This is a genomic window from Pseudomonas sp. NDM (assembly GCF_003105095.1).
GTDB lineage: Bacteria > Pseudomonadota > Gammaproteobacteria > Pseudomonadales > Pseudomonadaceae > Aquipseudomonas > Aquipseudomonas moraviensis_A.
The window spans coordinates 15357-38981 of the sequence record NZ_QETJ01000035.1 but is presented as its reverse complement, the minus strand read 5'-3'; the positions used below and the strand labels follow the sequence as shown (position 1 = coordinate 38981).

Genomic DNA, 23625 nt, shown 5'->3' with positions numbered 1-23625 from the left:
GTGTGTCAGTCGACATCTTCATCAGCTGACAGACCGCTATCGCGAGCAGGCTCACTCCTACAAGGGGGTACGTGCGACTCAGGACGCCTCGGTTACTTCGCACATGCGTTCGAGAAACATCGCCAAAGCCACTTCCTCGGCGCGCAAGCCTTTGCGTACCCGTGGGCGGGGCAGTTCGGCAAGGGCGCCGAGCATGAAATGCTCGACCACGGCGGGGTGGATGTAGCACTTGCGGCACACCGCGGGGGTGTTGCCCAACTGTTTGGCGACGTTCTTCACGGCTTCAACCACATGGCGCTTGGCTTCGGTTTCCGACTCATGCTGCAACTCGCGCAACACCGACAAGGCCAGGGCGCTGCCCGCCCAGGTGCGGTAATCCTTGGCGGTGAACGCAGCGCCGGTCAGTTTCTGCAGATAGGCGTTGACGTCGGAAGAGGTAACGGTGTGCCGCTCGCCGTGTTCATCGAGGTACTGAAAAAGGTTCTGCCCGGGAATTTCCAGACAGCGCTTGATGATTCGCGCCAGGCGGCGATCCTTGACCGTGATCTGGTGCTCGATGCCGCTCTTGCCACGGAACTGGAACAGGATCGCGCTGCCGTTGACCTCGACGTGGCGGCTGCGCAACGTGGTCAGGCCATAGGAGCGATTGTCCCGAGCATATTGGGTATTGCCGACGCGGATCAGCGTGGCGTCGAGCAAGGTGATCACTGTTGCCATGACCTTGTCACGGCTGAAACCCGGCGCATCGAGCAGCGCCTCAAGCTGGCGCCGCAGTTTGGGCAGGGCCAGGCCGAAGTCGCGCAGACGCGAGTATTTGTCGGCGTCGCGCACTTCGCGCCAGCGTGCGTGGTAACGGTACTGCTTGCGCCCGCGCGCATCGCGGCCGGTGGCTTGCAAATGCCCGCAGGGATCGGCGCAGATCCACACATCGGTATACGCCGGCGGCACCGCGAGGGCGTTGATGCGTTTGATCTCGTCCGGGTCGGTGATGCGCTGCCCCGACGGTTCGAAATAGACGAACTTGCCGCGCAGTTTTTTCCGGGTGATACCAGGCTGAGTGTCATCGACGTAATGCAGATCGGCGGGCAGGGCATCTGTCAGCACGGTATCGGGCATGGCGGTTTCCTTCGGTCATACGGCAGTCTGTAACAGGATTGACCGCAGGCGCTGGCCGTCGTGCCGAATGATTTACGCGAGCACCGCCACCGCCTTGATCTGCGCCCATAGCCGCTGGCCCGCATGCACGTTCAATTGATCCTTGGAAAACCGCGTGATCCGCGCCAGCAACGGCGTGCCTCCAGCGTCCAGTCGGATCAGCACATGGGCACTGTTGTCAGCCGCCTGTTCACTGACCACCGTCACCGGCAGACGATTAAGAATGCTGCTGGCGGCATCGTTGTGCAGCGCCAGACTGATGTCGCGGGCGTGCACCTTGCAGCGCAAGGCCTGGCCCACGGCCATCGGCGCATGGGTGACGCGAATGTTCATTTCCGTGGCCGGCAATTGCAGGCTGAGCAATTGATAGGTGGCATCGTAGGCGCTGACCTGGCCTTCGATGATGACCCCGGCGTCATCGCCCATCGCCAAGGGCAGGTCCAGACGCGCGAGGGTTTCGCCGATCGGGCCGCTGGCGAGGGCTTTGCCATCGCTGAGCAACACCAGATGATCGGCCAGCCGCGCGACTTCATCCTGCGCATGGCTGACGTACAGCAGCGGAATATCCAGTTCGTCATGCAGGCGTTGCAGGTACGGCAGGATTTCGCTTTTGCGCCGGCTGTCGAGAGCCGCCAGTGGTTCGTCCATCAGCAGCAGTTTCGGGCTGGTCAGCAGAGCGCGGGCGATGCCGACGCGTTGCCGCTCGCCACCGGACAGATGCTGCGGATGACGCTCGAGCAAATGGCCGATGCCGAGCAGTTCGGTGGCCTGGTTCATGTCGACCCGGCGTTGCGACCTGGCAATGCGTTTGCGGCCAAACTCTAGATTGGCCAGTACCGACAGGTGCGGAAACAGGCTGGCTTCCTGAAACACGTAGCCGAGCGCCCGTTTATGCGGCGCTACGAAAATGCCCTTGGCGCTGTCCTGCCAGACCTCGCCGTTGATCTGCACGAATCCTTGTTCTGCGCGTTCCAGCCCGGCAATGCAGCGCAGGCAGGTGGTTTTGCCGGAGCCGGAATCACCAAACAGTGCGGTGACGCTGCGGCCCGGCACCTGCAGATCGACATCCAGCTCGAAGCCGGAATAAGCGCGTTTCAGACGTACGTCAATCATCGATCAGCTCCAGCCTGCGCGGGTCTTGCGGCTGGAATACAGCGCCAGCAACACCAGGAACGAGAACACCAGCATCGCCCCGGACAGCCAGTGCGCCTGAGCATATTCCAGCGCTTCAACGTGGTCGTAGATCTGCACCGAGACCACGCGGGTCTTGTCGGGAATGTTGCCGCCGATCATCAGCACCACACCGAATTCACCGACGGTGTGGGCGAAGCCGAGAATCGCTGCGGTGATGAAGCCGGGACGCGCCAGTGGCAGGATCACGCTGAAGAACGTGTCCCAAGGATTGGCGCGCAACGTTGCGGCCACTTCCAGCGGGCGAGTGCCGATCGCCGAAAAGGCATTCTGCAACGGCTGCACCACGAACGGCAGGGAGTAGATCACCGAGCCGATCACCAGCCCGGTGAAACTGAACGTCAGCGTGCCCAGCCCCAGCCATTGGGTGAACTGACCGAGAAAACCGTGTGGCCCCAGCGCCAGCAACAGATAAAAGCCGATCACCGTCGGCGGCAGCACCAGCGGCAGGGCGACGATGGCGCCAATCGGGCCGCGCAACCATGACGATGTGCGCGACAGCCATAAGGCGATCGGCGTGCCAATTACCAGCAGGATCACGGTGGTCAGCGACGCCAGTTTCAGGGTCAGCCAGATGGCGGCGAAATCGGCACTGGTCAATGACATTTACAGTTGATATCCATAGGACTTGATCACCGCAGCGGCTTTCGGGCCCTTGAGATAATCCACCAGGGCCTTGGCGGCGACGCTGTCCTTGCCTTTGTTCAAGATCACCGCATCCTGTTTAATCGGATCATGCAGGGTGGCCGGGACTATCCACGCCGAACCGCTGCTGACTTTGCCGTCCTTGTAGATTTGCGACAGGGCGACAAAGCCCAGTTCGGCGTTGCCGGTGGAGACGAACTGATAAGCCTGAGTGATGTTCTGACCTTCGACGATTTTTGCTTTGGTAGCGTCGGTCAGTTGGAGTTTCTCCAGCACCTGTGTGGCGGCCAGGCCGTAAGGCGCGGCTTTCGGATTGGCGATGGACAGGTGCTGGTATTGGCTGGTTTTCAGCACCTCGCCTTTCGAGTCCACATAACCTTCCTTCGCCGACCACAGCGCCAGCGTGCCGATGGCGTAGGTGAAGCGTGAACCTTTGACGGTTTCGCCTTCCTGTTCAAGTTTTGCCGGAGTCGTGTCGTCAGCGGCGAGGAACACCTGGAAGGGCGCGCCGTTCTTGATCTGGGTGTAGAACTGCCCGGTCGCGCCATAAGCAGCAACCAGTTTGTGGCCAGTGTCTTTTTCGAAGTCGGCAGCAATGGCCTGGATGGGCGCGGTGAAATTGGCGGCAACTGCCACTTGCACTTCGTCAGCCTGCGCGGCGCCGATGCTGAAGAGTGCGAGGAGTGAAGCGAGGCAGGCAGGGGCAACGCGTGTGGCAGCCAGGGTCATGTAGAAAGCTCCGTGATCGGCGGTTAGTGCTCTGTTTGTGATAACGCCGATACACGGGCGCTATCGCTATATAAAGAAATATATAGCGAGACGCCGCCAGGTGGCGAGGGATTAAATCCGCTCGCCGCATGAATTCATTGACGATTGAGTTTCGCCAATCCGCCTTCGGCGAGTTGCCGGGTGAGTTCGGCGCTGCCGATGTCCTTGCCCAGCGTGAGCGCCTGACCGGCCCAAAGATTGGCGAAGTCCGCGTCATCCTTGGCTCGCAGTGGCATAAGTGCACCGCCGGCCAACGGAAAGGCTGGCGCCTGCGCGGACATCGGGCCGAGTTCGCGCATCGCCCGATTGACAATGCCCCGTGCCGGACGCCCGGTGAAAATATTGGTGATGGCGGTCTCGCTGTCTTTTGCAGTCCGCAGAGCCTTGTAATGCGAGGCGCTGACTTTCGCTTCCGGGGTAAACAGGTACGCCGTGCCGACTTGCACTGCCGAGGCGCCGAGCATGAACGCTGCTGCAACGCCCCGGGCATCGCTGATTGCGCCAGCCGCTATCACCGGCACTTTCACCGCGTCGACCACCTGCGGCACCAGCGCGAAAGTGCCGACCTGCGTGCTCAGATCCTCGCTGAGGAACATCCCCCGATGCCCACCCGCCTCATAACCCATGGCGATGATCGCGTCGCAGCCGTGCTGCTCCAGCCAGATTGCTTCTTCGACCGTGGTGGCAGACGAGAGGATTTTCGCCCCGGTGGCCTTGACCCGATCGAGCAGGTTTTTCTCCGGCAGACCGAAATGAAAACTCACCACCTCGGGCCGGAATTCTTCGAGCACAGCGCACGCGGCTTCATCGAAAGGTGCACGGTTGGACACCGGCGTCGGGGCCTCGAAATCGGCGCCCAGTTCGCGGTAGTAGGGTTCGAGGAGGTTTTTCCAGTCACGGGCTCGCTGGTCATCGGGCGTCGGTGCTTGATGGCAGAAGAAATTGACGTTGAACGGCTTGCTGGTGTGCTGGCGGATGGTTTTCAGTTCTTCGCGCAGTTGCTCGATGCTCAGCATCGCCGCCGGCATTGAACCGAGGCCGCCAGCGTTGCACACGGCAATCACCATCGAAGAGTTGGTCGCGCCGGCCATCGGGCCTTGGATGATCGGCAGTTCGATACCGAGAAGATCAAGGATGCGGGTGTCTGGCCACTGACTCATATAGCAATTCTCCGAACGATGAAACGGGCAGGGACGGCAACCGGTTTTAGCAGCAAAACCGGCTGTGGGGCCAGTCTGAAATTCTGAACATCACATGCAGTTTTTCAGCGTCGATGCAGTCCGCCACCTCCAGCGCCGCCAAACGAGCGGTTCATCATTTGCGAAGACCGGTTGTAGTTGTGCGTGCGCTGGTTGCCGAGATTGCGCGCGGCGGATTCGCGATTGAGATTTTGTAGCTGCGCATTGTTGTTCGCGGGTTGGGTTCGGTTGGCACCGCCGCCGCCGGCCACGGACTGCCAGCCATTGTCGGTTTTCTTGTAAACGTTGCCGTCGCGCCCGGCATAAACGTTGTCACCGACCCGGGCGGCGCCGCCGTTGCGGCCGTGAATGCCGCCGTATTGCGTGGTGTTGCCAGTATTGGGGTTGTAGACCGCGCCGCGATTGGCGCTGACTTTAGTTCCGGTGCGGACGTTGCCGGCCGTCACCCGTTCGCCAACGATCGCGCCGCCGTTCGGTCCGGCCGCTACGCCGCTGCGTCCGCCGGCGTAATTGCCGGTATAGGCGTTGTGCACCGCGCCACGCTGGCCAGCGGCGGCAATACCGGTGCGCGAGTTGTACGAGGCACCGACCTCACCGGCCCAGCGATTGCCGGTCCAGGCGTTGTAGCCGGCGCCGTGACGGCTGACGGTCGCGCGGTCGCCCCACTGATGATAAAGATTGCCGGTGGTCCCGGCCCAGCCACCCGGGCCCCATGCCACGGCACCGCCGCGATAACCGTAGGCCGCGCCGCCCCAGGCCAGCGGCGCCGGGTACAGACGCGGACCCCATGCGTAACCCCAGCCGTAATTTCCCCACCACGGATACGCGCCCCAACCCCAGCCCATCGCGTTCGTGCTGCCGCCCCAGCTCCAGCCGAAACCGAAGCCGAAGGTCCAGCCGGTCCACGGCGTGTAGCGGATCGCGACGCCGAAACCATAGGTCACCGGCGGCCCGTACCAGACACTGCCGACCCACGGCGTGTACGGATAACCGGTGCCATACACCACGACGCCGGTCGCCGGGTCCAGCGTCGAGCCTTGATAACCTGGGGTGTAGCCGACTACCACGGTATCGCCACTGGACTCGTAAACCTTCACGTAGGTGAGGTAATGCATCGGTGAACCGGGCGGGATCGAATAAATCACCGCTGGGACTGAAGTGGCCACGCTCCAGGGGCCGTTCACTGAGGCGGCGCTGAACCAGATGCCATTCTCCACGGCCCACCAACTGTCGTTGTCGACACGAATAATCGGCGTGGCGCTGTTGATCACGTATTGCAGTGGCGTATTGCTGATCGCTTTGAGCTGCGGCTCGCCGTCAAATTGCGGTGTGGTCATCTTCACCGCGCTTTTCCTGATCGCCGAGGTCTGCGGGATGGTGGCGGCAATCGCAGCCTCCTGAGCCTGTGACGTACCGGCGACCGAAGCCTTGACGTTCTCTTTCGCGCTGTCGTCAGGAATATTGGCAAAGTCGGCCGGCAGTTTGTCTGCCGGGACAAAGGTCCATGGTCCGTTCATGTCGCTGGCGCGAAACCAGCGCCCGGAAATCAGCACGTAACTGTTCTGATCGCCGATTTCCTTGAAGATGTGCCCGGTGGTGTTGCTCACGTACAACAGGCTGGTGCCCTGAATCGGTTGCCATTGCGCGGCGCCGTCGGTGACCAGCAGTTCCGTTGGCGTAGTGGCGATGAAGATTTTCGGCTGTGGCGGCTTGGCAAGGCTGGGGACCTTGTCCTTCGGATCGCTTTGCCCGGTGAGCAGGTCCACCTGGCGACTGTTGATCGCCGCCTGTCTGGCTTTTTCCAGATTGGCCGGCGGCGCAGCAAGGCGCGTGTAATCGCCGTTCAATTTATCTGCAACCATCCAGCCGTCGAATACATGCAGGTAGTGTTTGCCTTGTGCATCCTTGAGCAGCAATGGGCGCGTGTTGATCACCCGTTGCAGCTCGGTACCTTCCACTGGCCGATAAGCCGACTCACCGTCGATATACACGAGGATTGCCGGGCGGTCGGAGCTGATGATGGTCGGCGGAGTGTTTTCCAGTGGTGCGCCGTCGGCTTTCCGTTCGGCGTTCAGCACGCCGACTGCCGCTTCCAGTTGATCGAGGGAGATGGTTTTCTTGCGGCTCTCGGCATCTTTTTTCAGGATGGCGAGCCATGTGTCGGCCTGTTTGGCATCGGCGGGAAACTCGGCTTTGAGGATCTGGTACTGATTGAGCGCGACCCAGCGAGTGGCCTTGTCTACGAGAGTGTGAGCGCTGAACTCGACGATGCCATAGGTGGATTTGCCGTCGGCGGCCGTGGCTTCGACGGCCGCGCGGGCATTGAGCGTGTAGCCGTCCCAGTTGTCGAGCTGCGGCTGATACACCGTCAGCTTGCTCTTGCCGCTGCTGATCACTTGCGGCCAGGTCGGCTCGCTTGGCGCCGCATCCGGCTTTGCTGCCGGGGCGGCTGCCCAGGCATTGCCAAGCGTCAGCAGACACAACATCAGCAACGTGGGTAAAGCGCGCAGGAAAAGCATCGTCAGCTCCATCGACAGGCCGGTTTGCAAGGCGAAACCGGAAAAACACAACCGTCGAAAAAGCATAGCCGCCCGCCATGGATTCACCCGGCTGATTGAGCGGTTAGCGCAAAGTCGAGTGTGGCAATGTGTTGCGATGTGCTATTTCAAGGCATGCTTTCTTTCAAATCATCTTCGAGAGGCCGTCATGTTCAACGCCATTCTGATCGACAAAGACGACAACGGTTATCGCGCCAACCTGCAGCAAATCGATGAGCAACAGTTACCCGAAGGCAACGTCAGCGTGAACGTGGCGTACAGCACCCTGAATTTCAAGGATGGGCTGGCGATCACCGGCAGCAGTCCGGTGGTGCGCAAGTTTCCCATGGTGCCGGGGATCGATCTGGCGGGAACGGTCGAGTCCAGTTCGCACCCGGATTTCAAGGCCGGCGATCAGGTGCTGCTCAACGGTTGGGGCGTCGGTGAAAACCACTGGGGCGGACTGGCGCAGAAAGCCCGCCTCAATGGCGACTGGCTTATTCCGCTGCCCAAGGCCTTTACGCCGGCGCAAGCGATGGCCGTTGGCACGGCAGGTTATACGGCGATGCTGTGCATTCTGGCGCTGGAGCGTCATGGGGTAAAACCGGATCAAGGCGAAGTGCTGGTCACCGGCGCCAATGGCGGGGTCGGCAGCTTTGCGATTGCCTTGCTCAGCACGTTGGGATACCGAGTGGTGGCCTCAACGGGCCGGGTGTCCGAGCATGAATATCTGCAGCAACTGGGCGCTGCAGAAATCATCGATCGGGCCACCTTGTCCGAGCCGGGCAAGCCGTTGGCCAAGGAGCGCTGGGCGGCGGTGGTCGATTCGGTCGGTAGTCACACGCTGGCGAATGCTTGCGCCAGCACACGCTCGGAAGGTGTGGTCGCGGCGTGCGGACTGGCCCAGGGCATGGATTTTCCGGCCTCGGTAGCGCCGTTCATTCTGCGCGGTGTGACGCTGGCGGGGATCAACAGCGTGACTCAGCCCAAGGCGCGCCGTATCGAGGCCTGGGACCGACTGGCCAGGGATCTGGATTTCTCCTTGCTAAAGCTGATCAGTCACGAAATCAGTTTGCGCGAGGCACTTGAGGCCGCGCCCAGACTGCTTGCCGGGCAACTGCGGGGCAGGGTGGTGGTCGACGTCAATCGTTGAGTTCGCGCGCCAGTAACTGACGCTTGCGCTCGACGCCCCAGCGGTAGCCGGAAAGATTGCCGTCGCTGCGCACCACGCGGTGGCAGGGAATCGCCACCGCCAAGCGGTTGGCGCCGCACGCCTGAGCCACCGCGCGCATCGAAGTCGGTGCGCCGATGCGTTGCGCGATCTCGGCGTAACTGGCGGTGCTGCCTGCGGGGATCTCGCGCAGCGCCTGCCAGACGCGCTCCTGAAACGCGGTTCCGCGTATATCCAGCGGCAAGGTCAGGCCCGTCGCTGGTGCTTCGACAAAGCCGACGACGCTGGCGATCAACTGTTCGAAATCACGGTCGGCACCGATCAGGTTGGCGTTGCGAAATTGATCCTGCAGGTCGCAGACCAACTGATGTGGATCGTCGCCCAGCAGAATCGCGCAAATCCCCCGTTCACTCTGCGCCACCAGAATCGCCCCAAGCGAACATTGGCCGACGGCAAAGCGAATGTCGTTGTTCTGTCCGGCGCCGCGGTAGTCAGTCGGCTTCATGCCCAGCAGTTGATCGGCTGCTGCGTAGAAACGGCTGTTGGAATTGAAGCCCGCGTCATACAGCGCATCGGTCACCGAACCGCCGTCCGCCAGTCGTGCACGCAGCTTGCGCGAGCGTTGCGCCGTGGCGTAAGCCTTGGGCGTCAGGCCTGTCGCAGCTTTGAACACTCGATGGAAATGAAAAGGGCTGAGCCCGGCGCTGGCCGCTAGGTTGTCGAGCGCCGGCAACGTCTCGGACGCCTCGATCTGCCGACAGGCCGCAGCAATGATCGCTGCTTGCTGCGCGTCATTCTGGACCTTGCTGGCGCGTTTGCTTGGACGATACCCGGCAGCTTCGGCCAGTTCAGGGGTATCGAAAAACTCGACGTTCTGCGGTTTGGGCAAGCGCGCAATGCTGCTCGGACGGCAATAGACGCCGGTGGTCTTTACCGCGTAGACAAATTGCCCGTCAGCACTCGGGTCGCGGGCAACCACGGCGGCCCAGCGTGGATCGTCTTCAATGTTGATGGTGTTCGAAAGCGTTTCCATGACGAGTAATCCGTTGACCTGTTTGGCTCAGGTTAACCAGCATCGTAGCTCGCAACACTCCGCGCCTTGCGGTCAAACTTTTACTGATCCCCGGCGACGCGGAAGGTGATGTTGATACGTCGTTCGCCCAAGCGTGGGTGATGGCCGGGTTTGACCGGCAGCACGCCGTGATAGCGCAGGCGATCCACGCCGCCCCAGACCACCATGTCGCCATGCAGCAGCGGGATGCGCTGGCTTTTATCGCTGCGCTCGAAGCCGCCAAACAGAAACATCGCCGGCAGACCCAGCGACAATGAAACGATGGGCGCAGCAAAGCCCTTTTCGTCTTTGTCCTGATGCAATGACATCTTGGCGCCGGGCACATATTGGTTGATCAGGCAGGAATCGGCATGGAAATCCTTGAAGCCGGCTTGCGCTGCCGCCTCGTGCGCCAGATCGGCAAACACCGCCGGCATCGACGGCCATGGCAAGCCGCTGAGTGGATCGACGCTGGAATAGCGGTAACCGCTGCGATCGGTGATCCAGCCCAGTTGCCCGCAACTGCTGGTGCCGACCGACATGCTGAACCCACCCGGCGTCACCATGTGGCGGAGCGGAGCGGCAGCAAGAATGACCTTGAGCGCCGTCAGCAGTTGCTCGACCCGAGGCAAGGCGAACCCGCGCAGCACCCACGATTGCTCGCCGATCTGCTCGGCGCGGGGTTTCTGTACGGGTTCGTTGTCGGCGAACAGGTCAAAGGTGGTCGGTTGCATGGTGTCGGTTACAGCGCTTTGCTGACCTTGATGTCACTGAGCTCTTCATCAGCGTGCATTTTTTTCAGCGCCGCTTTCGCTTCCTCGTCAGTGCCGTTTTTGAGTTCTGCGAAGTCGAAACGCTGCTCGCCGTCCAGTTTGTACTTGATCACATATTTGGTTGTTTGCGCCACGGTGGTGGTTTCCTTTCAGAATAGGCTGCGCGTCTCAGCTCAGTTTGGTGCTGGAGCGACGGATGATCTTGATCGAATGGGTCAGCGTCGGCTTGCGCGTCACGCTGATTGCGCGGCGATTGACGGTGTCGATGGTGATGTTCCAGAAGCCGGTGCTCGGCGCGGTGATGCGCGCCGGGAAGGTGTCGAACGCGCCGCCGTGATAGGTATGACGGCCGCCGTTTTTGAAGCTGCGGAAGTTGGCGTCGTTCATCAAACGGATGTTGCACATCTGCGAGCATTGAATGACGACGATGTCGTCTTCGTTGAGGTGCTCGCGCTGGTGAATGAATTTCATGGGCGCCTCCAGAAGGGCTTTTTCTACTAAATCAAAACGATAGCTTGTCGATGGACGCAGTTTATCAGCCCGCACGGGTTATTATCTGGCCGTCGGGCGATGCTTTGACAAATTTTGAACAGATATTCGCAATGGCATGCGGGTTAAATGCGCAAGGCCCCGGAGAAAAGCGGCATTCATGCTGTCGGACGGTCTTTAACGGAGGATTTATATGAAGTGGGGTGTGGCGTGTGTGCCGTTGATTCTGGCGATGGCCGGTTGTGCAAATGTTTCCGAAATCAATGAAACGCTGCCAACCATGAGCGTGATCTCCGGCAAAAAGCCTCAGGAGTACGCGCAGTGCCTGACCGACAAGCTTGCTGACAGCCGTGGTGCGCTGCAGGTCCAGCCGCAGAAGGATGGGGTTCGGGTGATCGTCCCGGGCAAACTGTCTTCAGGCCCGGCAGCGGTGTTTGATATCGAAGATCGTGCTGGCGGCAGCAGCATCAAACTGCACGAGCGAATGTCCAATGTGCCGGTTCGCCCCCACGATGTGCAGAAAGCCGCGAACGCCTGTATTTCCGGCTGATAGACTACTGAACATCAGCATCCGATGCCGTCACAGTCCTGCTGTGACGGCATTGTCATTTTTGGAGTTGCGATGAAGCGAGAGCACGTGCGCGAGCGCCATGCAGAGGGCCTTGTCTCTGCCACCCATATCATCCAGAACCCGGCGAATCCCGGTGAATGGATCGTGTTTTTCAAGAAGAGTGCAGGGCGCAGCTACTTCTTGGTGGACGACAATGATGAAGTCGAGTCTTTCAGTCGGCTCGACGAGTTGATCGAGGTCGTCCGTGGCCTCGGGATCAAGTTCGCCGAAATCCACATGTAGCGACTATTTGCATACGACCACGACGTTGCGGGTCTTGTAATTGCCGACGTCGACGCCGAGGGTTTTATCATCTTCCTTTGGCGCCGGTGTGCCGTCGGTGCCGACGATGCGATAGCCGGTGCCTGCGCAAGAAGCGTCGGCTTTCTCGTAGCACATTGCCCAGGAGTTGGCTTCGCCGGAGCAATCGATGCTCAGGCCCTGTTCGCCATTGTTCAGATAGGTCGGCTGCGAGGTGGCACAGCCGCTCAGTACCAATGCCGCGAAGAGCGGCTGCAGTTTGTTCAGGTTCATGGTTGCGTGGTCTTCAAGTGGGGGACTGGAGGCTCTGACAGCGCCGCGATGAAAAGGTTATAGCGATTGGCCACTTGTTTGCCAACAAGGCACAAAAAAGCCCTGCGTGCTGGCAGGGCCTGGGGCGTGCGGCAACGGGATCAGTCCTGATCTTTGCCACGACGCTTGGATGATGCAGGCGTATCGGTGAATACCGAGGCCACATCCGTCGCCATCTGTTCACTGTCGAAAGGCCCGGCGATGTGTTCGCCGTTGGTGGTGGTCAGCGTCCACTTGCCGTCTTTCTTGTCGATCACATACCCGTTGATGATTTTTACCGCGGCCATCTAGTCTGTCTCATTCGCTGGTTCAAAGGCGCCATGATAGCGGCAAATGCTCGCATTGGGAGCTGATAAGCGTATGGTGACCCCGATGCTCACGATCCTGGGCTACGCTGAATTCGCCGCTGAAAAACCTCGACGGAACTATCCGCGCGAATATTTCTCTATGTTGGCATCGGTTAGCCAGCGCGGGGCATTGTAAGGCGCACGCCGCCTGATTAGACTGCCTCGAAACTCGTACACACAGCCTTTTCAAGGACTTATATGATCAAGAAATGCTTGTTTCCAGCAGCCGGTTACGGCACTCGCTTCCTCCCAGCGACCAAAGCCATGCCTAAAGAAATGCTGCCGGTGGTAAACAAGCCACTGATCCAGTACGGCGTTGAAGAAGCACTGGACGCGGGCCTGACTGAAATCTCCATCGTTACCGGTCGTGGCAAGCGTGCTCTGGAAGACCACTTCGACATCAGCTACGAGCTGGAAAACCAGATCAAGGGCACCGACAAGGAAAAATACCTGGTCGGCATCCGCAAGCTGCTGGACGAGTGCTCGTTCTCCTACACCCGTCAGACCGAAATGAAGGGTCTGGGCCACGCGATCCTGACTGGCCGCCCGCTGATCGGTGACGAACCGTTCGCCGTGGTCCTGGCGGACGACCTGTGCGTAAACATTGACGGCGACGGCGTGCTGACCCAGATGGTCAAGCTGTACAAACAGTTCCGCTGCTCGATCGTCGCCATCCAGGAAGTCGATCCGCAGGAAACCAACAAGTACGGTGTGATTGCTGGCGAAATGATCCGCGACGACATCTATCGCGTGCACAGCATGGTCGAGAAGCCGAAGCCGGAAGACGCGCCGTCGAACCTGGCTATCATCGGTCGTTACATCCTGACCCCGGACATCTTCGACCTGATCGAACAGACCGAGCCAGGCAAGGGCGGTGAAATCCAGATCACCGACGCCCTGATGAAGCAGGCCCAGAACGGCTGCGTCATGGCCTACAAGTTCAAGGGCAAGCGTTTCGACTGCGGTGGCGCTGAAGGCTACATCGACGCGACCAACTTCTGCTTCGAAAACTTCTACAAGACTGGCAAGGCCTACTAAAAGCTTTTGCCCCGTCTGCAAGATAAAGCCACCTTCGGGTGGCTTTTTCATTTTCCGTCCTTATATAAACGGCAGTGCTTGCCCAATGGATGACTGCGGGTATGCTGATGGCCTGCCGAGGAGATAGAAATGGCCTACGATTTTGACCTTTATGTGATTGGTGCCGGTTCCGGCGGTGTGCGGGCTGCGCGGTTTGCCGCCGGTTTCGGGGCGAAAGTGGCGGTGGCCGAGAGTCGTTATCTGGGCGGGACCTGCGTCAATGTCGGCTGTGTGCCGAAAAAGCTGCTGGTGTACGGCGCGCACTTTGCCGAGGACTTCGAGCAGGCGTCCGGTTTTGGCTGGAACCTGGGCGAAGCGAACTTCGACTGGGCCACGCTGATCGCCAACAAGGATCGCGAGATCAATCGCCTCAACGGCATTTACCGCAATCTTCTGGTCAACAGTGGCGTGACCCTGCACGAGGCGCACGCCAAAATCGTCGGGCCGCACGAGGTCGAGGTCAATGGTGAGCGCTTCACCGCGAAGAACATTCTGATCGCCACCGGCGGCTGGCCGCAGATCCCTGAGATCCCGGGGCATGAACACGCGATCGGTTCGAACGAGGCATTCTTCCTCAAAGAGCTGCCCAAGCGGGTGCTGGTGGTGGGTGGCGGTTATATCGCCGTCGAGTTCGCCGGAATCTTCCACGGCCTCGGTGCCAACACGACGCTGTTGTATCGCGGCGATCTGTTCCTGCGTGGTTTCGACGGCTCGGTACGCAAGCATCTGCAGGAAGAGTTGACCAAGCGCGGTCTCGATCTGCAATTCAATGCCGACATCGCACGCATTGACAAGCAGGCCGACGGTAGCTTGAAAGCAACGCTCAAGGATGGTCGCGTACTCGAAGCCGATTGCGTGTTCTACGCCACCGGTCGGCGTCCGATGCTGGACAATCTTGGCCTGGAAAACACCGATGTGCAGCTCGACGACAAGGGCTTCATCAAAGTCGACGACGAGTATCAAACCACCGAGCCGTCAATTCTCGCGCTGGGCGATGTCATCGGTCGCGTGCAATTGACCCCCGTCGCACTGGCTGAAGGCATGGCCGTGGCTCGACGCTTGTTCAAGCCAGAGCAATATCGCCCGGTGGATTACAAGATGATCCCGACGGCCGTGTTCAGCCTGCCGAACATTGGCACTGTTGGTTTGACTGAAGAGGAAGCGCGCGAATGCGGCCATGAGGTGGTGATTTTCGAGAGCCGCTTCCGGCCGATGAAGCTGACCCTGACTGACTGTCAGGAGAAAACCCTGATGAAACTGGTGGTCGACGCCAGGACCGACAAAGTGCTTGGCTGCCACATGGTCGGCCCGGACGCTGGCGAGATCGTGCAGGGCCTGGCGATTGCCTTGAAGGCTGGCGCGACCAAGCGCGACTTCGACGACACCATCGGGGTGCACCCGACGGCCGCCGAAGAGTTCGTCACCATGCGCACACCGGTCAGCGCTTAAACATCCTTCGCTTTGGCCGAATCTGGCGCTGCTGCAACGGCAGCCGCCAGACGCTGGCTGTCTTCCAGGCTTGCCTGAGCCTTGAGCAATTCCTTTTCCAGTGACTGATTGAGCTGCGTCTGCTCGTCGACGCTCTGTTTGAGCGCCTGGCTTTCCAGTGTCGCCACGCGTAGACGTTCCTGGAGCAGGGTGCGCTCGCTGTCCATGCGCGTGGCCTGCTCGAGCAATTGATCCTGACGCTGATTGCTCTGCTTGAGCTGGTCCTGCAGCAGGTTCAGCTCACGCTGAGTGCCACGGTTCTCGGTGAGCAGGCGTTCGTTATCGCGGTGCAGCTGAGTGATCTCATCCTGACGCACCAGCGCGCTCTGCTGAGCCTGGCGCAGTTCTGTCTGGATCTGCTGGATTTGCCCTTCATGGCGGGCCTGTTCCTGCTCGCGCTGTTCCTTGGTCGCATTGCGGTAATGCTCCAGCGCATCGCGGGCGTGCAGGTGCTTTTCTTCCAGTGAGCGAATCTGCTCGTCCTTATCCTGCAAGCGCAATTCAAAGTCGGCCAATGCCTGATTCAGGCCAGCGTTGCGCGTCTGTTCGGTTTGCAGCATCGAGCGGGTGTTGCTCAGCGCTTCGGATTCGCGTTGCAGCGCGGCACCCTGAATATCGTGGTCGTGTTCGAGTTTTTCCAGCGCCTGGCGAGCCTGTTTCAGCTCGGCTTCCAGTGCTTCGCGTTGCTCTTCGAACTGCTCGCGGGCTTGCTCGATGGGCTCCTGCGCCTGTTCTTTCAGGCGTTGGGCAAGGCGCGAGACGAGGGTGGTCAACTCATCATCTATCGGTTCTGCCGAGGCTTCTGTCGGCTGGGCACCATCGTCCAATTCTTTCAGATAGCGATGGATCGTGGTTTTCGAGCCGGTGTTGCCCATTTCGATGCGTACTGCATCGATGCTCGGGTGTTCGCCGCGAGCCAGGATCGCTGTGCGCGCGATTTGCACCAGTGCTTTGGTAATGCCGCCACGGGCCATGTGAACTCCTACGGTTACGTACTGTGGTACATGCCACTAAAGTACGGAGTGTACCACGCTGAGAATAGAGGTAAATCATTGAAATAAAACAGGCGGGATATACTGGTATTACCCAATGTCAGACGGCAAAATGCGCATCTGCATGCCTGATCCAGTACGCCAGCGAGAAAACTGCCCATGAGTGATATTGATCGCTATCTGCAAGCCGCCACCCGAGACAACACCCGCCGCAGCTATCGCATGGCCATCGAGCATTTCGAGGTGTCGTGGGGCGGTTTCCTGCCAGCTACCGCCGACAGCGTTGCGCGTTATCTGGTGGAGCACGCCGGCGTGTTGTCGATCAATACGCTGAAATTGCGTCTGTCGGCGCTGGCGCAGTGGCACAACAGCCAAGGGTTTGCCGACCCGACCAAGGCGCCAGTGGTGCGCAAGGTGTTCAAGGGGATTCGCGCCTTGCATCCGGCGCAGGAAAAACAGGCCGAGCCGTTGCAGCTGCAGGATCTGCAGCGAGTGATCGATTGGCTGGAGCACGAGGCGCAGACCGCCCGGCAAGAGCAGGACCGCCCGACGTTGCTCAAGGCCTATCGTGATCGTGCGCTGATTCTGTTGGGATTCTGGAGAGGCTTTCGCAGCGACGAGTTGTGCCGCTTGCAGGTCGAGCATGTGCAGGCGAGTGCCGGCAAGGGAATCACCTTGTATCTGCCGCGCAGTAAGGGTGATCGGGAAAATCTCGGACAGACCTGTCAGGCCCCGGCGTTGTTGAAGCTGTGCCCGGTGCAGGCCTATATCGACTGGATCACAGAGGCAGCGCTGGTGCGCGGCGCGGTATTCCGCAGTATTGATCGCTGGGGCAATCTGAGCGAAGAGGGCCTGCACGCCAACAGCATCATTCCTCTGCTGCGTCAGGCCTTGCAGCGCGCCGGGATTGCCGCCGCCGGTTATACCAGTCATTCGTTGCGACGCGGCTTTGCAACCTGGGCGCATCAAAGCGGTTGGGATCTGAAATCGCTGATGAGTTACGTTGGCTGGAAGGACATGAAATCCGCCATGCGCTATGTTGAGGTCAGCCCATTCCAGGGAATGGCTCGGATTATGGATAAGCCGGATCAACCGTAGAGATCGTTTTCTTCTATTAATACAGTCAGCTAATAGCGAAAACAAATCAGCAGTATCAGGTTTGCCAATGAGCCTTCCGTCGAGTGAGTGGGTAGGATTCACCCATCAACTTCATAACCCCTGACGGAGAGTCATCGATGCCTATCATCAACAGCCAAGTAAAACCGTTCAAAGCTACCGCGTTCAAAAACGGCGACTTCGTTCAAGTCTCGGATGCTGACTTGAAAGGCAAGTGGTCCGTAGTGTTCTTCTACCCAGCCGACTTCACCTTCGTGTGCCCGACCGAGCTGGAAGACCTGGCCGACAACTACGCTGAGTTCAAGAAGCTGGGCGTGGAAATCTACAGCGTTTCGACCGACACCCACTTTGCTCACGCTGCCTGGCACAACACTTCGCCAGCCATCGGCAAAATCGAATACACCATGATCGGCGACCCGACCCACGTCATCTCCCGCAACTTCGACGTGCTGATCGAAGAAGCTGGCCTGGCTGACCGTGGCACTTTCGTGATCAACCCTGAAGGCCAGATCAAAATCGTTGAACTGAACGATGGCGGCGTTGGCCGTGACGCTTCCGAGCTGCTGCGCAAGATCAAGGCTGCTCAGTACGTCGCTGCACACCCAGGCGAAGTTTGCCCGGCCAAGTGGAAAGAAGGCGAGGCCACTCTGGCTCCGTCCCTGGACCTGGTTGGCAAGATCTGAGTCTGTGACATGCAACGCAGGGCGGTACGCCGCACCTTCTTAAGTTAGCTGCACCGCCCAATAAAAATGCCCGGGCGAGATTCGCTCGGGCTTTTTTTCGCCTCAAACAAAGGAAATCGCCCGTATGTTGGACGCCAATCTTAAAGCCCAGTTGAAATCGTACCTGGAACGGGTCACCCAACCAATCGAGATCGTTGCATCCCTCGACGACGGTGCGAAATCCCGTGAAATGCTTGACCTGCTGAAAGACGTTGCCAGTCTTTCGAGCCAGATTACCTTGATCGACAGCGGTGACGACGCGCGCAAGCCATCGTTCTCGATCAACCGCCCCGGAGCCGACATCAGCCTGCGTTTTGCCGGTATCCCGATGGGCCACGAATTCACTTCCCTGGTGTTGGCCCTGCTGCAAGTCGGCGGCCACCCGTCGAAGGCCAGCGTTGAAGTGATCGAGCAGATCCGCTCGCTCAAAGGCGAGTTCAGCTTCGAGACGTATTTCTCGCTGTCTTGCCAGAATTGCCCGGACGTCGTCCAGGCGTTGAACCTGATGGCCGTGCTCAACCCGAACATCCGCCACGTCGCCATCGACGGCGCGTTGTTCCAGGACGAAGTCAACGATCGCAAGATCATGGCTGTGCCGAGCATCTACCTGAACGGCGAAAACTTCGGCCAGGGCCGCATGGGTCTGGAAGAAATCCTCGCCAAACTCGACACCGGCGCCATTGTCCGTCAAGCCGAGAAGATCAGCGCCAAGGAAGCCTTTGATGTACTGGTCGTCGGCGGTGGCCCGGCCGGCGCTTCGGCCGCGATCTATGCCGCACGCAAAGGCATCCGCACCGGCGTCGCCGCTGAGCGCTTCGGCGGTCAGGTGCTGGACACCATGGCCATCGAAAACTTCATTTCCGTACAGGAAACCGAAGGCCCGAAACTGGCCACGGCGCTGGAAGAACACGTCAAGCAATACGACGTCGACATCATGAACCTGCAACGTGCCGACAAGCTGATCCCGGGCAAGAATGGCGAGCTGCACGAAGTCCGCTTCGCCAGCGGTGCAACCCTCAAAGCCAAGAGCGTAATCCTCGCGACCGGCGCACGCTGGCGCGAAATGAACGTCCCGGGCGAGCAGGAATACCGCAACAAAGGTGTGGCGTACTGCCCGCACTGCGACGGCCCGCTGTTCAAGGGCAAGCGTGTGGCGGTGATCGGCGGCGGTAACTCCGGCGTTGAAGCAGCCATCGATCTGGCCGGTATCGTCTCGCACGTCACGCTGCTGGAGTTCGACGTGCAACTGCGCGCCGACGCCGTATTGCAACGCAAACTGCACAGCCTGCCGAACGTCACCGTGATCACCAGTGCGCAAACCACTGAAGTCACCGGCAACGGCGAGAAGGTCAACGGCCTGCGCTACAAGGATCGCAGCACTGATGAGCTGCGCACGGTCGAACTGGAAGGCATCTTCGTGCAGATCGGTCTGCTGCCCAACACCGATTGGCTGAAGGGCACCATCGAGCTGTCGCCGCGTGGCGAGATTATTGTCGATAACCGTGGCGAGACTTCAATCCCGGGAATCTTTGCAGCCGGTGATGTGACGACTGTGCCTTACAAGCAGATCGTGATTGCGGTAGGCGAGGGCGCCAAGGCTTCGCTGAGTGCGTTCGATCACTTGATCCGGACTTCGGCACCGGCGTAATTGCCACGTCGAAAACGAAAAAACCCATGAGCGATCATGGGTTTTTTTATGCGCGCGTAAAGCTGCCCCTCACCCCAGCCCTCTCCCGAGGGAGAGGGAGCCGACCGAGCGGTCTGGCGTTTTCTGTCAACCGGAAAGATCCAGTCGATTATGGGTTCACCGCCAATCGTTCAGGTCGGTGTAATTCTCCAACATCCCCCAATCAGTCCCCTCTCCCTCTGGGAGAGGGCTAGGGTGAGGGGCTTTCAGCTTTTACAGCGGCGCAGGCTGAATGATCTCGACCCAGTAACCATCCGGATCCTTGATGAACGCCAGGCTCTTCATGCGGCCATCGGTCAAGCGCTTCTGGAAATCGCAACCCAGTTCTTCAAAACGTGCACATGCCGCGACGATATCCGGCACCGAAATGCAGATGTGACCGAAGCCGCGTGGGTCGGTGTTGCCGTTGTGATAGGCGAAGTCGGCATCGTTTTCGGTGCCGTGGTTGTGGGTCAGTTCGAGAATGCCCGGGATCGATTTCATCCACTCGGTGCGTGCAGCGGCGTCAGCCGGGATCTGTGCTTTGTCGACCAGCGCGAGAAAGTACAGGCTGAACTCGGCCTCCGGGAAATCACGTTTCTCGACCAGCGAAAAACCCAGCACGCGGGTGTAGAAATCCAGCGACTTGGTGATGTCCTTGACGCGCAGCATGGTGTGGTTGAACACGAAGTTGCGGGTTGCGCTGTCTGGCGTGGCAGTCACGCCGGGAAAAGTGTTGAGTTCGTTGAGGCTCATGGGCCCTCCAATAACAATGGGCAAGTGTATGGGCGCAATGATACGCATGCCGGCCGGCATCGCCAAATGCAAGGCGGGCTTGCCCTGCGCGAAGGCGGGGCTCAGACTTTGCCTTCTACCTGCGAGTGCGTCCGGCAATGATCCGACTGTTCAAATCCGTGTTTGTTTTTTTTGTCTTGTCGTCGACCGTGGTTTTTCCGGCGGTGGCCGAACCAGCCATCACCTGGCCGGCAGGCTGGGAAATTGAAGCCTTGCCGGACACCGCAGCGCCGGTCTCGCGACAAAGGGCGGTGAAGCACGATGCCGATGGTAACCAAGTGATGGTGATGGAGTTGACCATGAGCCAGGTGGAGGCGGGGCATCAGGTCAATTTGCAGGGTGTGCTGCTGGAGATGCGCAAATCCATTCAGAAGGATTTTTTCCGCAGTGGTTATCAAAGCGTATGCAACAGGATTCATCCCGCAGCACTGGGTTCATTGACCGGGCTGGAGACGACCTGCACGGTAACCGAAAATGGCCGGCACGTATTATCACAAACGTTAGTGGCAGCTGTGCAATCGGACACGGCTTATGTACTTTCATACGCCGGCCAGGCAGAGGTTTATAAGGCGAGCGAGGACGAAATAGTGGCTGCTCGCAACAGCCTGAAACTATAGACGTTCGTACTAAGTCGCTGAAAATTGAATACCGGAAAGGATTAAGCACAAAGTTTTATCAGGTACTCACGGCAACATCGCGCAGCAGAATGTTTGAGCGAGTGACTCACTACCGTTACACAAAATTCTAACTTATTTGATGAAAATCATTTCATTTGTTAGATATTGTCAATAAAAAGCCCTGCATCGAGCAGGGCTTTTTGCTGGCGTCAGATTAACCGCGCAACCAGGAATCAACGGTGGACGCACCGTACTGTTCTTTCCAGGCTTTCAGGCCGCGATGATTGCCGCCCTTGGTTTCGATCAGTTCGCCAGTGTGTGGGTTCTGGTAAACCTTGACCACGCGAGCGCGGCGGGTCTTGGGCGCTGCAGGCGCTTGCAGGCCGGACTTTGCCGGGTTCGGATCGAGAATGGCGATGATGTCTTTCAGGCCTTTGCCGTAGCTTTTCATCAGTCCCTGGAGCTTCTCTTCGAATTCGATTTCTTTCTTGAGCCCGGCATCGTTCTTCAGCGATTCCAGCTGTTTGAGCTGTTCCTGAAGGGCCTTTTCAGCTGCACGAAATTCAGCGAGTCTGGACAATATCTTTACTCCAATAGTGTGTTTGGCTGATACCAACCGCAAACAAAGCTATAAGCCAAGAGCCTTGAAGCGACTCGGTGATAAATGGCTCACCTGCCAATCCGGCTGAGGTTGAAAAAATTGTAGTAGTTAATGCGACAAGAGTAAATCCTGATGTTGTCGTCATGTAACAACAATGATTTTTTGTATCAAATTGGTGCGCCTGTTCGGCAGGATGGTCGGGGGAGTTAATGATGAGTTAATGCGTCGATGAAATCTGCGGCTGGCATTGGTTTAGCGTAAAAATAACCCTGCAGAAAGTTAACGTGATGTTCGGTCAGGTAATCGGCCTGGGCCTGGGTTTCGACACCTTCGGCAACAATGCCCAGCTCCAGCTTGGCCGCAAGCTCAATGATGGAATCGAGTATGTGCCGCGATAAGGCATCGATGCCGACCATAGCCACGAAACTCTGGTCGATCTTGAGAAAGTCGACATTGTAAGTACGCAGGTAACCGAGACTGGAGTGGCCGGTGCCGAAGTCGTCGATCGCGATCTTTACGCCCAACGCACGCAACTGCTCAAACAGCTGCAATGTGATATCGGTCGGCTCGATCAGCTCGCGCTCCGTCAGTTCCAGTATGAGTTGCACGCTACCCGGCGCGAATGCAGAAAGGAGCTCGCGACAATCTTCCACCAGTTCCAGGTCCCGGCAATGGCTGGCGGTGATGTTGATCCCCAGGTGAAACGGCTTGGCGAAGGTCGCCGCGTGAGGCCCTAGCAGCAGGGCTGTCTGCTGCATCAGGGCGCGGGTCATGGGCACGATCAGGCCCGAGTGTTCGGCAAACGGGATAAACAGATCCGGACGCACCAGCCCTTCTTTCGGGTGGTTCCAGCGCATCAATACTTCGGCACCTGACCATTGCTGGCTGTCGCCGTTAACCACGGGCTGGAAGTATGGAATGAATTCACCGGCTTCCAGCGCACGGAGCATTTCGTGACTGGGGGAGCTCGAGCGTTTTTGTACGAAGTGTCCGATCGCGCCGGAGACCACGCCGAAAAAGATCAGCAGGCTGAACAGTGGCGGATACTCAGCCGCCATGTACCGCCAGGTTTCGCCTTGAGGGAAACCCGCCGTAACTCTGAAACCATATTGCCGGGACTCCAGCATGCTCTGCGCGACCGGCAAGGTCGGCAGTGACCCCTGATGCACTTTGCCGTCGGCGGACAACCAGTTATCGCCCACTTGCAGCATCAGCAATGTCTGGCGACCGATCAGGCGCAGAATATTGCTCAGGTGATAACCATCGAGCGTGGTCAGCGCGCCGCCGCGACCGTCGCTGAGGCGATAGACCAGCAGCGCCGTATCGGGTGTCACAGGGTTACCATTCATCAACCACAGCCGACCCTGATGATAATCCCCGGCATTCACGGCTTCCTCGAACTGCCCGAACAGCGAGCTGCAATAAAGTTTGTTATCCCAGACCAGATTGGTCGAGCGCACGAATGGCCGGCGGGTCACTTGTTCGCGCAGGGCCAGCTTCACCTCTTCGCAGTTCTTTCCGGCAAGCGGAAGCAAAGCCCGGGCGGCTTCTGCGGTGTTATCGAGCATCAGGTCGAACTGGCGCAACGCTTGTTCGGCAGTTTCCCCGGCGCTTTGCTGCAGCGTGCGTTCTGCCTGCATATAGAGGATCACACTGCCCAGCGCGATGGGCAGCAAACCGCTGAGCAGCGTTACTGCAATGCGGGTGCTGCGTTTGCGGCGGGGTCTGCGGGTCAACGGCATGGGCACATCCTGTGGCTTGGAGTCGGGCCCGGTAAACAATTGAGCCAGAGGGGAGAATAGATGGCAGATGGCTCTTGTACAGTAGGCAAAAAAGCGGATTCTAAAGGGAGGGCAGACAAGCCAGGTTACGCTGTGTAGAATCGGGTTACGCATACAATAATAATCGTCTTCTGGCAGCAGAAGCCTCGCCCACAAGAGCCTTGGGTCGACAATGAAGATATTCGGGTTTCAACTGATCTACGGAGACTTCCTCGCCCGCAGCGTGCGTGGCATCTCCTGTGCGCCTCCCTCTGCCTCGCG

The 23625-nt window shown here is 59.1% G+C and carries 25 protein-coding genes; 9 read left to right on the top strand and 16 right to left on the bottom strand.

All coding sequences use genetic code 11. From position 1 onward, the window contains the following. Positions 1-78: 78 nt before the first annotated feature. From DCO47_RS10640 to DCO47_RS10615, 6 genes are all read right to left on the bottom strand, one after another. Positions 79-1116, bottom strand: a complete 1038-nt coding sequence (locus tag DCO47_RS10640; RefSeq protein ID WP_064362767.1) for a DNA topoisomerase IB — start codon at positions 1114-1116, stop codon at positions 79-81. A 72-nt stretch (positions 1117-1188) separates the two neighbouring features. After that, entirely contained in the window at positions 1189-2268 is a 1080-nt protein-coding gene (gene modC / locus DCO47_RS10635) for a molybdenum ABC transporter ATP-binding protein (RefSeq protein ID WP_116658058.1), read from the bottom strand. Positions 2269-2271: 3 nt separating this feature from the next. Beyond that, on the bottom strand, positions 2272-2952 hold the full coding sequence (modB, locus tag DCO47_RS10630; protein ID WP_065616245.1) for a molybdate ABC transporter permease subunit: 681 nt from the start codon (positions 2950-2952) through the stop codon (positions 2272-2274). After that, entirely contained in the window at positions 2953-3720 is a 768-nt protein-coding gene (modA, locus tag DCO47_RS10625) for a molybdate ABC transporter substrate-binding protein (RefSeq protein ID WP_065616246.1), read from the bottom strand. Positions 3721-3854: 134 nt separating this feature from the next. Continuing rightward, positions 3855-4919, bottom strand: a complete 1065-nt coding sequence (locus DCO47_RS10620) for a nitronate monooxygenase family protein (protein WP_116658057.1) — start codon at positions 4917-4919, stop codon at positions 3855-3857. A gap of 104 nt (positions 4920-5023) precedes the next feature. Then, positions 5024-7477: an autotransporter gene (locus DCO47_RS10615; protein ID WP_116658059.1), complete on the bottom strand. Its 2454-nt coding sequence runs from the start codon at positions 7475-7477 to the stop codon at positions 5024-5026. A gap of 187 nt (positions 7478-7664) precedes the next feature. Here DCO47_RS10615 and DCO47_RS10610 point away from each other — a divergent pair, with 187 nt between their 5' ends. Next, a complete protein-coding gene (locus DCO47_RS10610; RefSeq protein ID WP_042606847.1) occupies positions 7665-8648 on the top strand; it encodes an MDR family oxidoreductase in 984 nt (327 codons plus the stop codon). On the opposite strand, the gene ada is transcribed toward DCO47_RS10610, so the two are convergent. From ada to DCO47_RS10595, 4 genes are all read right to left on the bottom strand, one after another. After that, positions 8638-9699 carry a bifunctional DNA-binding transcriptional regulator/O6-methylguanine-DNA methyltransferase Ada gene (ada, locus tag DCO47_RS10605; RefSeq protein WP_116658056.1) on the bottom strand — a complete coding sequence of 354 codons (1062 nt, stop codon included), beginning with the start codon at positions 9697-9699 and terminating at the stop codon, positions 8638-8640. The two genes, DCO47_RS10610 and ada, sit on opposite strands and share 11 nt — an antisense overlap. An 80-nt stretch (positions 9700-9779) precedes the next feature. Beyond that, positions 9780-10451 (bottom strand): DNA oxidative demethylase AlkB, encoded by a 672-nt coding sequence (gene alkB / locus DCO47_RS10600; protein WP_116658055.1) that lies wholly within the window; start codon positions 10449-10451, stop codon positions 9780-9782. A gap of 8 nt (positions 10452-10459) precedes the next feature. Then, on the bottom strand, positions 10460-10624 hold the full coding sequence (locus DCO47_RS27025; RefSeq protein ID WP_165839199.1) for a hypothetical protein: 165 nt from the start codon (positions 10622-10624) through the stop codon (positions 10460-10462). A gap of 34 nt (positions 10625-10658) precedes the next feature. Next, on the bottom strand, positions 10659-10961 hold the full coding sequence (locus DCO47_RS10595) for a DUF1883 domain-containing protein (protein ID WP_007912251.1): 303 nt from the start codon (positions 10959-10961) through the stop codon (positions 10659-10661). Between the two features lie 211 nt (positions 10962-11172). Between DCO47_RS10595 and DCO47_RS10590 the strand changes: the two genes are divergently transcribed. Both DCO47_RS10590 and DCO47_RS10585 read left to right on the top strand, forming a co-directional pair. After that, positions 11173-11529: a hypothetical protein gene (locus tag DCO47_RS10590; RefSeq protein ID WP_042606850.1), complete on the top strand. Its 357-nt coding sequence runs from the start codon at positions 11173-11175 to the stop codon at positions 11527-11529. 72 nt (positions 11530-11601) lie between these two features. After that, the gene (locus tag DCO47_RS10585) at positions 11602-11832 is read left to right on the top strand and encodes a hypothetical protein (protein ID WP_042606851.1); all 231 of its coding nucleotides are present in this window, start codon (positions 11602-11604) and stop codon (positions 11830-11832) included. A gap of 3 nt (positions 11833-11835) precedes the next feature. Here DCO47_RS10585 and DCO47_RS10580 read toward each other — a convergent pair whose 3' ends face one another. Together DCO47_RS10580 and DCO47_RS10575 are read right to left on the bottom strand one after the other, a co-directional pair. After that, positions 11836-12123: a hypothetical protein gene (locus tag DCO47_RS10580; RefSeq protein WP_042606852.1), complete on the bottom strand. Its 288-nt coding sequence runs from the start codon at positions 12121-12123 to the stop codon at positions 11836-11838. A gap of 140 nt (positions 12124-12263) precedes the next feature. Further along, positions 12264-12449, bottom strand: a complete 186-nt coding sequence (locus DCO47_RS10575) for a hypothetical protein (RefSeq protein WP_016774922.1) — start codon at positions 12447-12449, stop codon at positions 12264-12266. Between the two features lie 258 nt (positions 12450-12707). On the opposite strand from DCO47_RS10575, the gene galU reads away from it, so the two are divergent. Together galU and gorA are read left to right on the top strand one after the other, a co-directional pair. Continuing rightward, positions 12708-13547, top strand: coding sequence for a UTP--glucose-1-phosphate uridylyltransferase GalU (gene galU / locus DCO47_RS10570; RefSeq protein ID WP_024013124.1), 840 nt, complete (start codon positions 12708-12710; stop codon positions 13545-13547). 129 nt (positions 13548-13676) lie between these two features. Then, positions 13677-15035 (top strand): glutathione-disulfide reductase, encoded by a 1359-nt coding sequence (gene gorA / locus DCO47_RS10565; RefSeq protein WP_116658054.1) that lies wholly within the window; start codon positions 13677-13679, stop codon positions 15033-15035. Here the strand turns inward: gorA and DCO47_RS10560 are convergent. After that, the gene (locus DCO47_RS10560; RefSeq protein ID WP_116658053.1) at positions 15032-16048 is read right to left on the bottom strand and encodes a DNA-binding protein; all 1017 of its coding nucleotides are present in this window, start codon (positions 16046-16048) and stop codon (positions 15032-15034) included. The two genes, gorA and DCO47_RS10560, sit on opposite strands and share 4 nt — an antisense overlap. A 177-nt stretch (positions 16049-16225) precedes the next feature. Here DCO47_RS10560 and DCO47_RS10555 point away from each other — a divergent pair, with 177 nt between their 5' ends. The 3 genes from DCO47_RS10555 (at position 16226) to ahpF (ending at position 19552) form a co-directional block, all read left to right on the top strand. Then, a complete protein-coding gene (locus tag DCO47_RS10555) occupies positions 16226-17164 on the top strand; it encodes a site-specific integrase (protein ID WP_065616253.1) in 939 nt (312 codons plus the stop codon). A 137-nt stretch (positions 17165-17301) separates the two neighbouring features. Next, positions 17302-17865 (top strand): alkyl hydroperoxide reductase subunit C, encoded by a 564-nt coding sequence (gene ahpC, locus DCO47_RS10550; RefSeq protein WP_016774916.1) that lies wholly within the window; start codon positions 17302-17304, stop codon positions 17863-17865. 124 nt (positions 17866-17989) lie between these two features. Continuing rightward, positions 17990-19552 carry an alkyl hydroperoxide reductase subunit F gene (gene ahpF, locus DCO47_RS10545; RefSeq protein WP_116658052.1) on the top strand — a complete coding sequence of 521 codons (1563 nt, stop codon included), beginning with the start codon at positions 17990-17992 and terminating at the stop codon, positions 19550-19552. A gap of 252 nt (positions 19553-19804) precedes the next feature. Here ahpF and gloA read toward each other — a convergent pair whose 3' ends face one another. After that, positions 19805-20326 carry a lactoylglutathione lyase gene (gloA, locus tag DCO47_RS10540; RefSeq protein WP_039762746.1) on the bottom strand — a complete coding sequence of 174 codons (522 nt, stop codon included), beginning with the start codon at positions 20324-20326 and terminating at the stop codon, positions 19805-19807. A gap of 137 nt (positions 20327-20463) precedes the next feature. Here gloA and DCO47_RS10535 point away from each other — a divergent pair, with 137 nt between their 5' ends. Next, the gene (locus DCO47_RS10535) at positions 20464-20982 is read left to right on the top strand and encodes a DUF4946 domain-containing protein (RefSeq protein ID WP_116658051.1); all 519 of its coding nucleotides are present in this window, start codon (positions 20464-20466) and stop codon (positions 20980-20982) included. A 214-nt stretch (positions 20983-21196) separates the two neighbouring features. On the opposite strand, the gene DCO47_RS10530 is transcribed toward DCO47_RS10535, so the two are convergent. Both DCO47_RS10530 and DCO47_RS10525 read right to left on the bottom strand, forming a co-directional pair. Further along, positions 21197-21562: a histone-like nucleoid-structuring protein, MvaT/MvaU family gene (locus tag DCO47_RS10530; protein ID WP_042606858.1), complete on the bottom strand. Its 366-nt coding sequence runs from the start codon at positions 21560-21562 to the stop codon at positions 21197-21199. 227 nt (positions 21563-21789) lie between these two features. Beyond that, positions 21790-23325, bottom strand: a complete 1536-nt coding sequence (locus DCO47_RS10525) for an EAL domain-containing protein (protein ID WP_116658050.1) — start codon at positions 23323-23325, stop codon at positions 21790-21792. Positions 23326-23625 lie beyond the last annotated feature (300 nt).

Bases quoted from the DNA above. Each gene is read 5' to 3' on its own strand.
- DCO47_RS10640 (WP_064362767.1), bottom strand. From the start codon at position 1,116: ATGCCCGATACCGTGCTGACAGATGCCCTGCCCGCCGATCTGCATTAC.
- modC (WP_116658058.1), bottom strand. From the start codon at position 2,268: ATGATTGACGTACGTCTGAAACGCGCTTATTCCGGCTTCGAGCTGGAT.
- modB (WP_065616245.1), bottom strand. From the start codon at position 2,952: ATGTCATTGACCAGTGCCGATTTCGCCGCCATCTGGCTGACCCTGAAA.
- modA (WP_065616246.1), bottom strand. From the start codon at position 3,720: ATGACCCTGGCTGCCACACGCGTTGCCCCTGCCTGCCTCGCTTCACTC.
- DCO47_RS10620 (WP_116658057.1), bottom strand. From the start codon at position 4,919: ATGAGTCAGTGGCCAGACACCCGCATCCTTGATCTTCTCGGTATCGAA.
- DCO47_RS10615 (WP_116658059.1), bottom strand. From the start codon at position 7,477: ATGCTTTTCCTGCGCGCTTTACCCACGTTGCTGATGTTGTGTCTGCTG.
- DCO47_RS10610 (WP_042606847.1), top strand. From the start codon at position 7,665: ATGTTCAACGCCATTCTGATCGACAAAGACGACAACGGTTATCGCGCC.
- ada (WP_116658056.1), bottom strand. From the start codon at position 9,699: ATGGAAACGCTTTCGAACACCATCAACATTGAAGACGATCCACGCTGG.
- alkB (WP_116658055.1), bottom strand. From the start codon at position 10,451: ATGCAACCGACCACCTTTGACCTGTTCGCCGACAACGAACCCGTACAG.
- DCO47_RS10595 (WP_007912251.1), bottom strand. From the start codon at position 10,961: ATGAAATTCATTCACCAGCGCGAGCACCTCAACGAAGACGACATCGTC.
- DCO47_RS10590 (WP_042606850.1), top strand. From the start codon at position 11,173: ATGAAGTGGGGTGTGGCGTGTGTGCCGTTGATTCTGGCGATGGCCGGT.
- DCO47_RS10585 (WP_042606851.1), top strand. From the start codon at position 11,602: ATGAAGCGAGAGCACGTGCGCGAGCGCCATGCAGAGGGCCTTGTCTCT.
- DCO47_RS10580 (WP_042606852.1), bottom strand. From the start codon at position 12,123: ATGAACCTGAACAAACTGCAGCCGCTCTTCGCGGCATTGGTACTGAGC.
- DCO47_RS10575 (WP_016774922.1), bottom strand. From the start codon at position 12,449: ATGGCCGCGGTAAAAATCATCAACGGGTATGTGATCGACAAGAAAGAC.
- galU (WP_024013124.1), top strand. From the start codon at position 12,708: ATGATCAAGAAATGCTTGTTTCCAGCAGCCGGTTACGGCACTCGCTTC.
- gorA (WP_116658054.1), top strand. From the start codon at position 13,677: ATGGCCTACGATTTTGACCTTTATGTGATTGGTGCCGGTTCCGGCGGT.
- DCO47_RS10560 (WP_116658053.1), bottom strand. From the start codon at position 16,048: ATGGCCCGTGGCGGCATTACCAAAGCACTGGTGCAAATCGCGCGCACA.
- DCO47_RS10555 (WP_065616253.1), top strand. From the start codon at position 16,226: ATGAGTGATATTGATCGCTATCTGCAAGCCGCCACCCGAGACAACACC.
- ahpC (WP_016774916.1), top strand. From the start codon at position 17,302: ATGCCTATCATCAACAGCCAAGTAAAACCGTTCAAAGCTACCGCGTTC.
- ahpF (WP_116658052.1), top strand. From the start codon at position 17,990: ATGTTGGACGCCAATCTTAAAGCCCAGTTGAAATCGTACCTGGAACGG.
- gloA (WP_039762746.1), bottom strand. From the start codon at position 20,326: ATGAGCCTCAACGAACTCAACACTTTTCCCGGCGTGACTGCCACGCCA.
- DCO47_RS10535 (WP_116658051.1), top strand. From the start codon at position 20,464: ATGATCCGACTGTTCAAATCCGTGTTTGTTTTTTTTGTCTTGTCGTCG.
- DCO47_RS10525 (WP_116658050.1), bottom strand. From the start codon at position 23,325: ATGCCGTTGACCCGCAGACCCCGCCGCAAACGCAGCACCCGCATTGCA.